The 14,354-nt window shown below is 36.0% G+C and carries 12 protein-coding genes; 11 read left to right on the forward strand and 1 reads right to left on the reverse strand.

What is annotated here, in order from left to right; translation table 11 throughout:
- Positions 1-154 precede the first annotated feature (154 nt).
- The 10 genes from dctP (at position 155) to U9M49_RS14395 (ending at position 12,107) form a co-directional block, all read left to right on the forward strand.
- Entirely contained in the window at positions 155-1,441 is a 1,287-nt protein-coding gene (gene dctP / locus U9M49_RS14350) for a C4-dicarboxylate transporter DctP (RefSeq protein WP_233435288.1), read from the forward strand.
- A gap of 99 nt (positions 1,442-1,540) precedes the next feature.
- Positions 1,541-2,719, forward strand: a complete 1,179-nt coding sequence (locus U9M49_RS14355) for a class I SAM-dependent rRNA methyltransferase (protein WP_322910025.1) — start codon at positions 1,541-1,543, stop codon at positions 2,717-2,719.
- Between the two features lie 175 nt (positions 2,720-2,894).
- Positions 2,895-3,911, forward strand: a complete 1,017-nt coding sequence (locus U9M49_RS14360; protein WP_095370134.1) for a TAXI family TRAP transporter solute-binding subunit — start codon at positions 2,895-2,897, stop codon at positions 3,909-3,911.
- Positions 3,912-3,923: 12 nt separating this feature from the next.
- Positions 3,924-5,897, forward strand: coding sequence for a TRAP transporter permease (locus U9M49_RS14365; RefSeq protein ID WP_322910026.1), 1,974 nt, complete (start codon positions 3,924-3,926; stop codon positions 5,895-5,897).
- Between the two features lie 13 nt (positions 5,898-5,910).
- Positions 5,911-6,606, forward strand: a complete 696-nt coding sequence (locus tag U9M49_RS14370; protein ID WP_095370132.1) for a FadR/GntR family transcriptional regulator — start codon at positions 5,911-5,913, stop codon at positions 6,604-6,606.
- 17 nt (positions 6,607-6,623) lie between these two features.
- Complete coding sequence (locus tag U9M49_RS14375) at positions 6,624-8,039, forward strand: FAD-binding oxidoreductase (RefSeq protein ID WP_095370131.1); 1,416 nt, start codon at positions 6,624-6,626, stop codon at positions 8,037-8,039.
- Positions 8,032-9,294, forward strand: a complete 1,263-nt coding sequence (locus tag U9M49_RS14380; protein ID WP_322910027.1) for a (Fe-S)-binding protein — start codon at positions 8,032-8,034, stop codon at positions 9,292-9,294. The genes U9M49_RS14375 and U9M49_RS14380 overlap by 8 nt, the downstream gene beginning before the upstream one ends.
- 15 nt (positions 9,295-9,309) lie before the next feature.
- Positions 9,310-10,491, forward strand: a complete 1,182-nt coding sequence (gene lhgO / locus U9M49_RS14385) for an L-2-hydroxyglutarate oxidase (protein ID WP_095370130.1) — start codon at positions 9,310-9,312, stop codon at positions 10,489-10,491.
- Positions 10,492-10,743: 252 nt separating this feature from the next.
- On the forward strand, positions 10,744-11,466 hold the full coding sequence (locus U9M49_RS14390; RefSeq protein WP_322910028.1) for a DUF3888 domain-containing protein: 723 nt from the start codon (positions 10,744-10,746) through the stop codon (positions 11,464-11,466).
- 71 nt (positions 11,467-11,537) lie between these two features.
- Positions 11,538-12,107, forward strand: a complete 570-nt coding sequence (locus U9M49_RS14395; RefSeq protein ID WP_095370128.1) for a TetR/AcrR family transcriptional regulator — start codon at positions 11,538-11,540, stop codon at positions 12,105-12,107.
- A gap of 83 nt (positions 12,108-12,190) precedes the next feature.
- Here the strand turns inward: U9M49_RS14395 and U9M49_RS14400 are convergent, their stop codons facing one another.
- Positions 12,191-13,444 (reverse strand): sensor histidine kinase, encoded by a 1,254-nt coding sequence (locus U9M49_RS14400; RefSeq protein ID WP_307317566.1) that lies wholly within the window; start codon positions 13,442-13,444, stop codon positions 12,191-12,193.
- A 226-nt stretch (positions 13,445-13,670) separates the two neighbouring features.
- On the opposite strand from U9M49_RS14400, the gene U9M49_RS14405 reads away from it, so the two are divergent.
- A complete protein-coding gene (locus U9M49_RS14405; protein ID WP_095370127.1) occupies positions 13,671-14,276 on the forward strand; it encodes an exonuclease domain-containing protein in 606 nt (201 codons plus the stop codon).
- Positions 14,277-14,354 lie beyond the last annotated feature (78 nt).

Raw genomic sequence — 14,354 nt, forward strand, 5'->3', positions numbered from 1 at the left:
CCATATATGCCAATCATTTTTACTGTCTCAACTAATAAGACCAAAATGAACAAAATGTTCACTATGACCATAAACTTCTTTTCATTTTCTGAAAACGCTATCATTCTAATTACAAAGAATAGTCAGATAGATAGTGTGACAGGAGATGATTAATGTGGGATTTTTAAGAATCTTTAAGAACTTAACCGTTCAAGTGTTAACAGCGATCGCACTTGGTGTGTTAGTTGGTTTAATTTGGCCAGATATAGGTAAAGAATTACAGCCGTTAGGAACTACTTTCATTAATGCAGTGAAGATGGTTATTGCCCCAATTATTTTCTTAACAATTGTTTTAGGAATCGCAAAAATGGGAGATATGAAAAAAGTTGGTAAGGTTGGTGGGAAAGCTTTTATCTATTTTGAAGTTGTTACCACGCTTGCTCTCGTTATTGGATTATTAGTCGTTAATATTGTAAAACCAGGTGACGGGTTAAATTTTAATGAGCTTGAACAAGGTGACGTATCTCAATATACAACCAATGCTGAAGAAGGCATTGATTGGATCGAATTCGTTACACATATCGTACCATCAAATATGGTGAATGCTTTTGCGGAGGGAGATATCCTTCAAGTTTTATTCTTCTCCATTCTATTTGGTGTTGCTCTTGCTTCTTTAGGTAAACGGGGAGAAGTTATTACTGATTTTCTTGACCGGTTATCCCATGTGTTCTTTAAGATTATCGGTTATGTCATGAAAGCTGCGCCAATTGGTGCGTTTGGTGCAATGGCATATACGATTGGACATTTCGGCTTAGGTTCTTTAGCACCGCTCGCTAAGTTGATGATGAGTGTGTATATTACAATGTTCTTATTCATCTTTATCGTTTTAAACATCATTTGTAAATATTATGGATTTAGCCTATTTAAATATTTACGTTTTATTAAAGATGAGTTACTTATCGTATTAGGAACGAGTTCTTCTGAATCTGTATTACCAAGAATGATGGATAAAATGGAAAGATTCGGTGCGTCAAAATCAGTTGTTGGTCTTGTCATTCCGACGGGTTATTCCTTTAACCTTGATGGGACTTCTATTTATCTTTCAATGGCGACGGTATTCTTAGCTCAAGTATTTGGAGTAGATTTATCTATTGGTCAGCAAATAACGATTATCTTAATTCTTATGCTTACATCTAAAGGAGCTGCTGGGGTTACAGGAAGTGGATTTATCGTGTTGGCTTCGACATTAGCAGCTATTCAAGTTATTCCGTTAGAAGGTTTAGCACTCTTACTCGGTGTTGATCGCTTTATGAGTGAAGGTCGTGCCATTACGAATATGATTGGTAACGGAATCGCGACAATCGCCGTGGCGAAAAGTGAGAATGAATTTGATGAAGAAAAATATCAACATGCAATTTCGAATATGAAAGAAATATCTCAAGAAGTGAATAAAGCAAGTTAAACGGTAAAGCCCTCTCAAGATAAACCTGAGAGGGCTTTGTCTGTAAGATGCTATTTGTGGTACGATAAATAAATCATTGATTGGTAAGGTGGAGCGTATATGAAGTTAACAGTAAAACCGTCATACATAAAGAAGTATAGGGAAGGTTTTCCATTAATAAATGAACAATCTGTTGAACGAATTCCTCAAATGGAAGAAGGGACGATTGTTGAGCTAGTGAATGAAAAGGGACAGTTTCTCTGTAAAGGTTACTATGGAATTCAAAATAAAGGTAGAGGCTGGGTATTAACGAAAAACCAGCATGAGCGAATAGACCAAGCCTTTTTTATGGAAAAGCTGAAGGCAGCAGTAAATCATAGACAAAAACTTTTTAACGACCCAGAAACGACTGCTTTTAGAATTTTTAATGGAGAAGGCGATGGCGTTGGAGGCGTTACAATAGATTACTATGATACGTATTATTGCATTAGTTGGTATAGTGAAGGTATCTATCAATTCAAACAAGAGATTATTAGGGCATTAGAGCAATGTATGCCGGTGAAGGCCATTTATGAAAAGAAAAGATTTAATCATAAAGGGTTGTATGTAGAAGATGATGATTTTGTTTGTGGTGAAAAGCCGACATTTCCTATTATCGTTAAGGAAAACGGGATAAATTATCCAATCTATCTTAATGATGGCGCTATGGTTGGGGTTTTCCTAGATCAAAGAGAAGTAAGGAAAAAAATAAGAGATCAATATGCCGATGGTAAAACAATCTTGAATACATTCTCATATACAGGAGCTTTTTCGGCAGCAGCTGCATTGGGCGGTGCAGTGAAAACAACGAGTGTCGATTTGGCTAATCGAAGTAAAGCGAAGACAATCGAAATGTTTAGTGTAAATGGTATTGATTATGAAGAACAGGATATCATTGTTGAAGATGTATTCAAATACTTTAAATATGCGGTGAGAAAAAATTTATCATTCGATCTTGTCATTTTAGATCCACCTAGTTTTGCACGATCAAAAAAACATACTTTTAGTGTTGCAAAAGATTATGTTGCTTTATTAGAAGAAGCTATCTCGATTACTAATCAAGGAGGGATCATTGTTGCTTCATCTAATGCAAGTAATGTGCCGATGAAAAAGTTTAAAACATTTGTCTCAAAAGCATTTGCAACAAGTAATGGAAAGTATAAGATTCTTGAAGAATATTCATTACCTATTGATTTTAAAACGATTCCGTCTTTTCCCGAAGGAGACTATCTTAAAGTTTTATTTATAAAGAAAGATTAATAAAAAGCTACAGGGTACAGCACTACAGTATCCTGTAGCTTTTTTTACAAATAATTGTTAATTGTTTTTGTAGAATAAATTTTTAGAATAATTGTTGTTTTTTTAATTTTTTCTTGTATACTTGTAATACAAGATTGAAATTAAAACGTTTTCATTTGGTGAAAGGGGGAGAATTATGAAAGGTAAAAAAATAAAAATTACAATCTCAATCGCTGCTATTATTTTTCTTACCATTTTTGGTATTAAGACGGCTGCTGATAATGAAGATAAAACCTTTTTATCCGTAGCGACAGCTTCAACAGGTGGTACTTATTATCCGATTGGAGTAGGTATGGCCAATATATGGAGTTATGAATTAAAGAATAAGAAAATTCAAGCAAGTGGACAATCTTCTGCTGGTTCGATTGAAAATATCGAGCTTTTAAGAGAGGGAGAAGCTCATTTAGCTATTCTTCAAGGGTTAATATCTTCTCAAGCTTATGCTGGAGATGATGGTTTTGCAGGTAAACCTTATAAAGACTTACGTACTGTGGCTATGTTATGGCCCAATGTAGAACATTTTGTGTTAATGGATAATGCTATTGAAACCGGTAACATTTCAGACATTGATGGCACTCGTTTTTCCGTTGGACCCCAAGCAAGCGGAACAGAACAATCAACTGTAGTAATGATGCAAGGGTTAGAATTAACTAAAGCTAATATATCACCAGAGTATCTCGGTTATAACGATACTGTTTCTGCAATGAGAGATGGTAGATTAGACGGTGGATCATTACCAGCCGGCATCCCAATCTCAGCAATTACAGATATGTTTGCTAGTAATGTCAAAGCTAGTATTCTTGAAGTAACAGATGAGCAGTTAGAAAAAATTAACGCTGTTTCAAACTCTTGGTACCCTTATACGATTCCTGGAGGAACTTATCCTCGTGTAGAGGAGGATATCCAAACCATTGCACAGCCTAACCTTTTATCTACAACAAAAGATATTGACGAAGAGACAATTTATACGTTAACAAAAACGCTTTATGAGAATCTAGACAAAATGTATGAAGTGCATAATTCTGCAAAAGAAATTACTTTAGAGACAGCACTTGATGGAGTGACTGTACCTTTACATGCAGGTGCTTACAAATACTTTAAAGAAGTTGGTTTAGAGATTCCTGAGGAATTAATTCCGCCAGAGGCAAAATAAGGAGGTTAGAAAATGTCGAATGTAAAAGGGGATGCCGTAACAGCAAATCAACAAGGCTTAGATAAAGAGGCTGGCGGAGGTATGCGTGTATTGCATGGTTCGTATGCCAAGGTTGTAGCGATATTAGCTATTTTATTATCTATATTTTCCATTTATTCAAATGGACTTTCTAATATTCAGGAGATTTATAGAAACTTAATATTTCTAGGTTTTATTCTCGTTTTAACATTTTTATTATATCCCGCAAGATCTTCATCAAAAAGTGGGCGTTTTACATTAGCTGATTATTTGTTTGTTGCATTAGCAATCTTGGGTGTAGGTTATTTAATTATTAATTATACAACCATTCATGTTGATCGTGGCTCACAGCCAATTTTAATTGATTATATTTTCGGTGCTATTACTATTATCGTATTGTTTGAAGCAGCAAGAAGAGCTGTAGGTCTATTTATCCCAATCCTTTGTGGTATTTCTGTTATCTATGCCTTATTTGGCACAATTTTTCCGTGGATATTTGGCCATGCGGGGTTCTCTTTAGAACGTTTGCTTTACCGTTTATATATGACCACTGAAGGCATCTTGGGTCTTACATTATCAACTGCATCAACCTTTATCGTTATGTTTATTTTATTCGGTGCCTTTTTATCTGCAAGTGGTGCGACACAACTATTTAACGATTTAGCATTAGCTATTGCAGGTAGAAAAAGAGGTGGGCCTGCACAGGTAGCTGTTATATCTAGTGCTTTAACAGGGTCATTAAGTGGGAGTGCTGTAGCAAATGTTGCCACAACAGGAGCTTTTACGATCCCGTTAATGAAATCAATTGGTTTAAAACCAAAATTTGCTGGCGCAGTTGAAGCAGCAGCATCTACTGGTGGAATGATTATGCCACCAATCATGGGTGCAGCAGCTTTTATCATGGCTGGATTCTTAGGTGTTTCCTATACTACTGTTATTCTCGCAGCCATTATCCCAAGTTTTCTATATTATATCGCTCTCATCTTTGCGATTGATATAGAAGCGAAGAAACAAGGGTTAAAAGGGATTAGTAAGGAGAATATACCAAATGTTTTACAAGTGTTAAAGGAAAGAGGCGTACTGATTGTTCCTATTATAGTGGTTATAGGAACATTATTGATTGGTAAAACAGCATTATTTGCAGGTTTTGCAGGTATCGGTTCCGTTATTGTTGCCAGTTGGTTAACGAAAGATAAGTCTAATAGAATCACAATTAAGAAAATGATTGAAGCATTTATCGATGGAGGGAAAGGGACAATACAAGTAGGTATCGCTTGTGCCGCAATCGGTATTATTATTTGTGTTGTTACCATGACAGGTATAGGTTCAACACTAGCTTTTAATATTGTTGATTTAACCGGTGGACAGCTTTGGTTAATACTTATTGTCGTTATGCTAACTTGTATTGTGCTAAGTATGGGATTACCTTCTACCGCACTATACATTGTTGTTGCTGTAACTGCTGCACCTGCATTAGTAGAGGCTGGCGTACAACCAATTGCAGCTCACTTCTTTGTATTCTGGTTCGGTGCTCTTTCAAATATTACGCCACCAGTAGCGCTTGCATCTTATACGGCAGCAGGAATTGCTGGAGCAAATGCAATGAAAACGTCATGGGAAGCTTTAAGACTTTCATTAGCAGGATTTATTATTCCGTTTATGATTGCATACAATCCAATACTATTACTCCAATCACCTGATGGCGGTAGTGTGGAAATTCTTTCTGTTATACTAGTATTAATTACTAGTACTCTAGGAGTCTATGCGCTAGCTGTTTCTATGGGGAATTACTTGAATACTTACTTACATGTAATTGAAAGAATTTTATTATTTTTCGGTGCATTGATGCTCATTAAACCAGGTATTATCACTGATGTTTCTGGTCTGGCTGTATGTGCACTTGTATTCAGTATTCATTTAATTCGTACAAGAAAGGAGACAAGTAAGGGTGTAGAGGTGAATATGTAAAGGAGATTAATAAATGAAAATTGAACGGAAGAAGATATCGGCACAAGTATTAGAGCAATTAAATGAAAAAATTAAAAGCAAAGAGTTTCCGCCCAATCAACCATTACCTTCTGAGAATGAATTGGCGAAATTATTTGGCGTAAGCCGCGCTCCTGTTAGGGAGGCACTCAGTGTCTTATCAGCAAGTGGGATCATTGAATCAAGACAAGGTGGCCGAAGTTATGTTAAAGAATTACATCTTGTCGATATGATGGACCGCTTAACATTGCAATATATTTCCTTAGAAGAGGTTTTTGAATTATTGGAATTAAGGATGATAATGGAAACAGAGGCCGCTGCTCTAGCTGCTAATCGTCGTGATTCTTCCGACTTAGAGAAAATAAAGAAAGCGCTAAAAGGGCTAGAGGAGACACTTACTAACCCTGATGAAGTGGGTCTTCAAGCTGATTTAGATTTTCATAAATATATGATTGAAGCAACAAAGAATAGCTTTATGGTAGGGGTCATGGATAATATCGGTGACCTTTACCGTAAGGCTGTCGCTTTTTCATTAAAGAAGAACTTAGGATTACAAAGAAAAAGGGAAAGCGTTTATCTTGAGCATGAAGCTATATATAAAGCGATTGAAAGTCAAGATGAAGAAAATGCAAGAAAGGCAATGAAGAATCATCTACAAAATGTACGAAAGAAATTAAGGGAAGAAAAGTAAAGGAAGAAGGTGCCATCATGTTGACAGATGAGATGGTCGAACAATTTCAAAAAGCCATAAATTCACCAACGAGAATGTTAAAAGAAAAAGCGGATTTAGTCTCTTATTCATATGATGGGTCGTTCGGTACTTATTTACCTGAATTAGTCATACAGCCAATGTCAACACAGGAAGTTGTGTCTATCGTAAAGGTGGCCAATCAATATAGAGTGCCTTTATATCCAAGAGGTCGAGGAACAAGTCTAAGTGGTGGACCCTTGCCTGTTCATGGCGGAGTGGTCCTGGACTTTTCACAGTGGAATCAAAAATTAGAAATAGATAGTGATGATACAATTGCTGTTGTTTCGCCAGGAGTATTGACAGCTGAAATAGACAAAGCAGCGAAAAAATATGGGCTGATGTATCCCCCTGATCCGAGTAGTGCGCATGTGTCAACGATAGGTGGTAACTTAGCTGAAAATGCTGGTGGACCAAGAGGCTTAAAGTATGGGGTAACAAAGGATTATGTGTTGGGGTTAGAAGTCGTTACACCTGAGGGAGAGGTCATTAAAACAGGTGGTCGTACAATTAAAAATGTTACTGGCTATGACTTAACTAAGCTGATAGTCGGATCTGAAGGTACTTTAGGAATTATTACTGAAGCAACACTACAACTAGTTCCACGGCCACAAGCAACTGGAACGATGATGGTCATTTTCGACGATATTGTCGATGCAGGGAGAGCCATATCAAAAGTTCTCACATCTGGGATATTACCTTCTAAGATGGAGATTATGGATCAAGCATCTATTATAGCTGTTGAAGAATATGAATCAGTCGGACTTCCGACCGATGTTGATGCCATTATTCTTATAGAATTAGATGGTCATCCAGTGGCGATTGCTGATGAGTGTAAACAAGTAGAACAAGTTTGCCTAATGGTAGGAGCACGAGAAGTTCAGATAGCAGCGAATGATGTGGCTGCAGCGAAACTCTGGAAAGCGAGGAAACTTGTCTCCCCAGCGATTGTTAGAAAAAAACCAACGAAGATTTCTGAGGATGCGACAATCCCAAGAAGTAAAATCCCAGAAATGTTTAAACGGCTAAAACAAATTAAAGAAAAATACAATATAGATCTAGTAGTATTCGGGCATGCAGGTGATGGCAATCTCCATCCCAATATTATTACTGATAAACGGGATAAAGAGGAAATGAAAAGAGTCGAACTTGCTGTAGCTGAGATATTCGAAACAGCTATACAATTAGGTGGGACTTTATCAGGCGAACATGGCATCGGCACAATGAAGACACCGTTTATGAAAATGGAGCTAGGGGAGGCTGGATTAGATATGATGAAAAGAATGAAGAGCGCATGGGATCCTAAAAATATCATGAATCCTGGTAAGGTTTTTCCCGAAAATGAAAATCAAAGGCTCGTATTAGTCGATGAATAATCAATTAGCATACGAAGAAACATTTGATTGTGTCCAATGTGGGTATTGCTTACCTGCCTGCCCGACTTATACGACAATGGGAAAAGAAAGGCATTCGCCTAGAGGAAGAATTAATTTAGTACAGATGGCTTCTGAGGGTAAAATTTCGATTCAAGAAATAGAAGATTCGATGGAATTATGCCTTGGCTGCAGAGCATGTGAGACTGCTTGTCCGACCAATGTTCAATACGGGAAAATTTTATCTTCTTATAAAGAAGTGAAAATGGAGCAGGAAGGTAGTTCACTTATCAATCGCTTGGCGATGAAAAAAGGTCTTGCGAATAAGAGCATGTTGAATACAATGAATCTTTCCTTGAGGTTTTATCAACAATCTGGGATTGAAAAATTAGGCAAAGTAACAAAAGGGATTCGGGTACTACCTGAGAATTTACGTGCATTTGAAGCCATTATACCTAATATAACAAAGCCTGATAAGGAACTTAGAAAAGGCACACTTATCCCAGATACTGAAACAAAACTAAAAGTCGCCTTTTTTACTGGATGTATCATGGATGTGTTTTTTGCTAAGATCAATGATCTAAGTATAAAGTTGCTTCAGCATGCTGGATGTGAAGTAACCGTAATAAAAAACCAAACATGTTGTGGAGCTCTACAGCATCATGAGGGTGATAGCGAGACCACTAAACAATTAGCAAGAGAAAACATCGTTGCATTTGAAAAAGAGCACTATGATTATATTGTTAATAGTATTGGTGGATGTGGTGCGATGTTAGTTGAATATGATCAACTGCTTCAGTCTGAACCAGAATGGGTTGAACGAGCAAAACGATTTGCTGAAAAAAGTAAAGACATTAGTGTGATTTTAGCAGAGTTGGATATTGAATTTACGAAGAAGGTTGAAAAGAGAATTACATATCAACCCTCATGCCATTTATCAAATGTGCAAAAAGTAAAAAAATCGCCATTAGAGTTAATTTATCGTATACCAGGAACAACGTATATTCCCCTCCCGGAAATGGATATGTGTTGTGGCTCAGCAGGGACGTACAATGTTTTTCATTATCAAGAATCAATGGAAATATTAGATGAAAAAATGTCCTATGTAAAAGAAACGATTCCAGAAGTAATTGTCACTTCTAATCCTGGTTGTCATTTGCAGATGTGCATGGGTGTGAAGCGTGAAGGATTAGAAAGTAAGGTTGAAGTCGTTCATATTGTCGAGATACTAGCAGAAGCATGTGGTTTAAAGAAATGATAGAAGGTGAAAAGGATGTATGATTATATTATTATTGGTGGAGGAATTGTTGGTCTATCCGTTGGGTTAGAACTACTTGAACAAAAACCGGCACTAAAGATTGCTATCGTTGAAAAAGAAAGCCATGTAGCGGCACATCAGACAGGGCATAATAGTGGTGTTATTCATTCTGGCATATATTATAAGCCAGGTAGTGAGAAAGCGAGATTAGCTAAAATCGGCGGACAATCCATGAAGGATTTTTGTGAAAGTAATGATATCGAATATGATATTTGCGGTAAAGTAATTGTCGCTAGTGAAGAAGAAGAGTTGCCACTATTAGATAACCTTTATAAAAGAGGGATACAGAACGGACTTGATATTCAATTAATGGAAAAAGAAGAATTATTGGAAAGAGAACCACATGTAAATGGGAAAAGAGCCATTCATGTACCAATGGCAGGAATTGTTAACTATAGACAAGTGTCTGAAAAAATGGCGGATATCATTCGCCATAAAGGTGGAGATATTCTCCTTAATCATGAAGTTGTGGCCATTCAAGAGGATAATAATGAAGTGGTTGTTATCACTGATCAAGGAGATATAAAAGGTCAATTTTATATCAATTGTGGTGGTCTACACTCCGATCGGATTGCGAAAAAGGCAAAATTATTAACTGATATGAAAATTGTCCCCTTCCGTGGTGAATACTATCAACTGGTTGAGGAAAAACGTCATCTAGTGAAGCATTTAATTTATCCTGTTCCCAATCCAAAGTTCCCATTCCTTGGCGTTCATTTTACGAGAATGATTGGCGGTGCGATTGATGTCGGTCCAAATGCAGTATTGGGCTTCAAACGCGAAGGTTACCGAAAGACAGATATTCACTTACCGGATTTATTTGAAGTGTTAGCATATAAGGGCTTTTGGAAGCTGGCAAGTGGTTATATGAAGGAAGGGATTGAGGAAATGATCCGTTCAGCCTCTAAACAGCTTTTCTTAAAGAATGTACAAAAACTTATGCCAGAAATACAAGCGGCAGACTTGAAAACTGGACCAGCAGGAGTAAGAGCACAAGCATTGAAGGATGACGGCTCATTAGTGGATGATTTTTACATACTGCCGAGCAAGCGTGCGATTCATGTATTAAATGCACCATCTCCTGCTGCAACGGCGTCTATTGAGATTGGCAAGGAGATTGTCAGAAAACTGATATAAAAACTAAATTTCTTGGGTGTTTGAGAGCTATAGACTTTTTTACTATAGCTTTTTTCTTTTTGTTTTAAGGTGAATATGACAAAGGAACTTAGGGGATTTACATTAATCGCCTTTTTTCTATTTTATTTTTAAAAATTTCCCGGAAAATAAGTGGTCGAAGGAGATTAATGTCAAACAGTAAATAGGAAGAAATTACAGCCGTTACTTATATAAATGCGGGAGAGGATAAAGGATAAAGGAGTGTGTTTGCACATGAAGAAAACAGTAATGATTTTATTACTTATTTTCATTCTTTTTCCTAATAGTATATTAGCTAATGAAGATTCTTCCATCGTATCTGAGGCCCTTTTAACCTCTCTCGCTCCTGTGCTTACCGAAGAAATTCATCAATTTTATGGGTATGAAAAACAATACAATCTGTATGACACGGAGATAAAGAAAATCAAACGTAATCGAAAAGGGTATCATATTATTGTCAAACTTGAAATAACTACCTATGAAAAAGAGTATTTACCTCCTTATGGACAAGATTCTCTTGTACTGGACATAACGCCTTTAGGAGCAAAGGTCATTACCTATAAACATAAAGGAGACGCGGAGGAGAAAAAAGTGAATCACTTCTACCGGAAAGTTGCAAAGGACATTGAACATAGCTTCAAAAAAAAATGGCGCAGTTATCGTCAAACACGATTTAACCAATTTCAATTTCTAGCTAGCAACAATGGTTGGAATGATCGTCTTGGACCAGTAACGCAATTAGTTAAGGATATTAATGAAAAATCAACATCAAAGTATAAAAATACCATTCAACCACTCATCTACTTTAATAAAGAGGAAATCTTAATTCTCTATAAAAATAAAATAGGATTGAATGAGATGATTACTTTAAAACATGTAGGCGATGGGTGGGTAGTAGATGAAAGAGAACAGAAACAAGGAAAGAAAATGACTGAGCAAATATTATCTTATATGTAGATTAATGATTGTTTCTTACCAACCCTGATGCTAAAATTTAATTACTATTTGATAGGGTTGGGGGTGTACATATGCCATCAAATCATTTCCATGATCAAAACATATCTGCGGATAAAATAGTGGCTGTTGCTAAAGAGCTCGTCACTGATAATGCATTTCAAAATATTACTTTAGAAGATATTGCTGTGAAAATGAGATGCCAAGTGAAGGATCTGACGGTTCATTTTAATCATATCGATGGTTTATTATATCGAATAATTGAGGAAGACTTCAATGATTTAACGCAGATGTTAGTCACTATTCAATATGGTGATGATAATAAAATAGATAAGCTTAAACAAATCTTAATTACTTTCATGGAATTTGGTATAAACCTTCATCACCGTTACGATGGGTTATTTGCTTTTTATACAAGCAACGATAAGCATTCGATTACAGAAATGGCCCAAAAAACTTATTACCGGTTTGAATATGCTGTTCTACAATTAAAAGATCAACAAACTGAAGAATCACTTATTTATTCTGCCTTCATTGCCCTACATGGTTTTATTCAACACCATAAAGGCTATGTTAAAGACTTTGAAGAAGTTCGAACTTATGCAGAGTCACATGCTTGGTTCGTTCTAAAGGGTTTATCATAAATAAAAGTCAGCAAATATTGAAGCGCTAAGAGCAGGGGATTTACTAGCTATGCTAGGATTCCCTGCTCTTTATAATATTGAAGTTAGGAAGAATGGGGATGGACGGAGGGAAAAGTAAAGATGAATACGGTTCCTTCATTAATTTTACTTTGTACTTTTATTGTTCCTTTCATTGCTCTGGCGATGCTAAAAACAACCATCATTCCTAATCCAGTCCCTTTTGCTCCTTTTGTGGAATAGTAAGGCTCTCCTAGGCGACGAATTTGATCTTCTGTCATACCGAGCCCTGTATCTTGAACTTCGATTCTAATGTGCGTAGAGGAATAATTAGAGCTTATGTATAGTTGGCCACCTCTTGGCATCGATTCTATGGCGTTTTTAATAACGTTTAAGAAGCATTGCTGAAACTTTTGTCGATCGCCTTCGATGTCACCTATGATAGAAAAATTAGTTGTTATTTCTACCGAATTTTGATTAGCTATCGGGCGTAGTATACTAATGACATGACCTAGTTCTTTCTTTACGTTCATTGTTTCAATTTTATCTAGTCCAGGTTTAGAAAAAGTTAGATAGTTTTGAATGACACGTTCTGCTGATGCCAGTTCATGTTGGACGATTTCTAAGTATTCATTTCTTTTTGAAGGGGAAAGTGTTTGTTCTTTTAATAATTGAACAAATCCTGCAGCAGCTGTGAGTGGATTCCTAATTTCATGTGAAATCGCTGCCCCCATTTGCTCAACGGCTTCTAATTTTTCTGCGATAATAAGCTTTTTCTGCATATCGATTGTTTTGAAGACAAATTCAATAATATATACTGCCATTCCTACACCAAGAGCTGGAATGGTAAGAAGAGCAAACCATAAATCAAGTGAGTGTAATTGTGGTACATATAATTCATATAAAATTAGTGAAACGATACTAGAGATAAACGTAATAAGAACAGCTAGAATAATTCTTTTATTGGCAGAAATCTGTTTAAATCTTGGGTATAAATATAAAAACAAACATCCCAGCAAAAGGTATTCAAACATAGTTACATAGAATCCTAAATTCATTCCGTAAAACCATCTTACAGCAATAACGACAATTATGAGTAAAGGGCCGACACCAACATACAATCCACCTAATATTACAGGTATAATCCTTAGGTCCATCATTAAACCAGGCACAGGTTCAAATGAAAAAATATAACAAATACCAATCATCAATGCCAGACTAATAGTTGCCGATGTTCTTGAAAAATGAAAACCGAGATTTTTTTCAGTCCATACAAGCAGAAAAAATAGGATGACAATTAACAGTGATAGATTAAGGAAAAAATGAGTGGTAATGACCATTTTTTCACATCCCTTTTAGTGTATAGGAAAATTTTATATGTTTTCCTTGCATCTGACAATAAAAATGCGGAAAATTAAGAAAAATATAATAGGTGATGCCTACTATTTTCTAAAAACCATAATGAATATGAATTAGATAAAGAATAAAAGATTTCCTTTCTTTTTCTCCTAGCAATTTTTATTTTTCTATTATATGCTAAACAAAAAAAGAAAATGGAGGGTTAGTGTGCAAATACATGAGGGGTTAGGGCTTGTTCTTGACGTAGAGACAACGGGCTTGTCGCCAATTAATGATGAAGTAATTGAAATCGCCTTGAAGTTATTTTCATTTGATCAACAGACAGGTGATATTCTTACCATAAAAGACGAACGAAGCTATTTAAGAGAGCCGGAAACCACCAGTGCATTAAGAAATTATAATCAAGCTTATAAAATTCACGGCATCCCTTTTGAAGAAGTGGTGGGGAAAAGCTTTGATGATCGTGAAATAAAGAAGATGTTCGCATATGCGGATATCGTACTTGCTCATAATGCATCATTTGATAGAAGCTTTCTCTATCAAATGTACCCTAATGATGTAAATGAACTGAAATGGTATTGTACGATGAGAGGGGTCCCGTGGAAAGAATATGGTTTCTATAACAGTAAATTATTGACGCTTTTAAAAGGTCACCAAATCACAAACTATCAAAATCATAGAGCAATGGATGATATTACATATTTACTAGAATTACTGAAAAACAAAAATCCAAATGGAGAATCATATTTAAAGGATGTTTTAAGGAAAGGTCCGATGCGTAAGTATCAGCCTAAAGTCAAGAAGTATATTTGATTTCCTCATAAATAATATCAAATCTATCGTATAAAAAGGTGTTTTCACTGTAAATGATCGTTGTGAAAGCACCTTTTT

Source organism: Cytobacillus sp. OWB-43 (assembly GCF_034651445.1).
GTDB lineage: Bacteria > Bacillota > Bacilli > Bacillales > Cytobacillaceae > Cytobacillus > Cytobacillus kochii.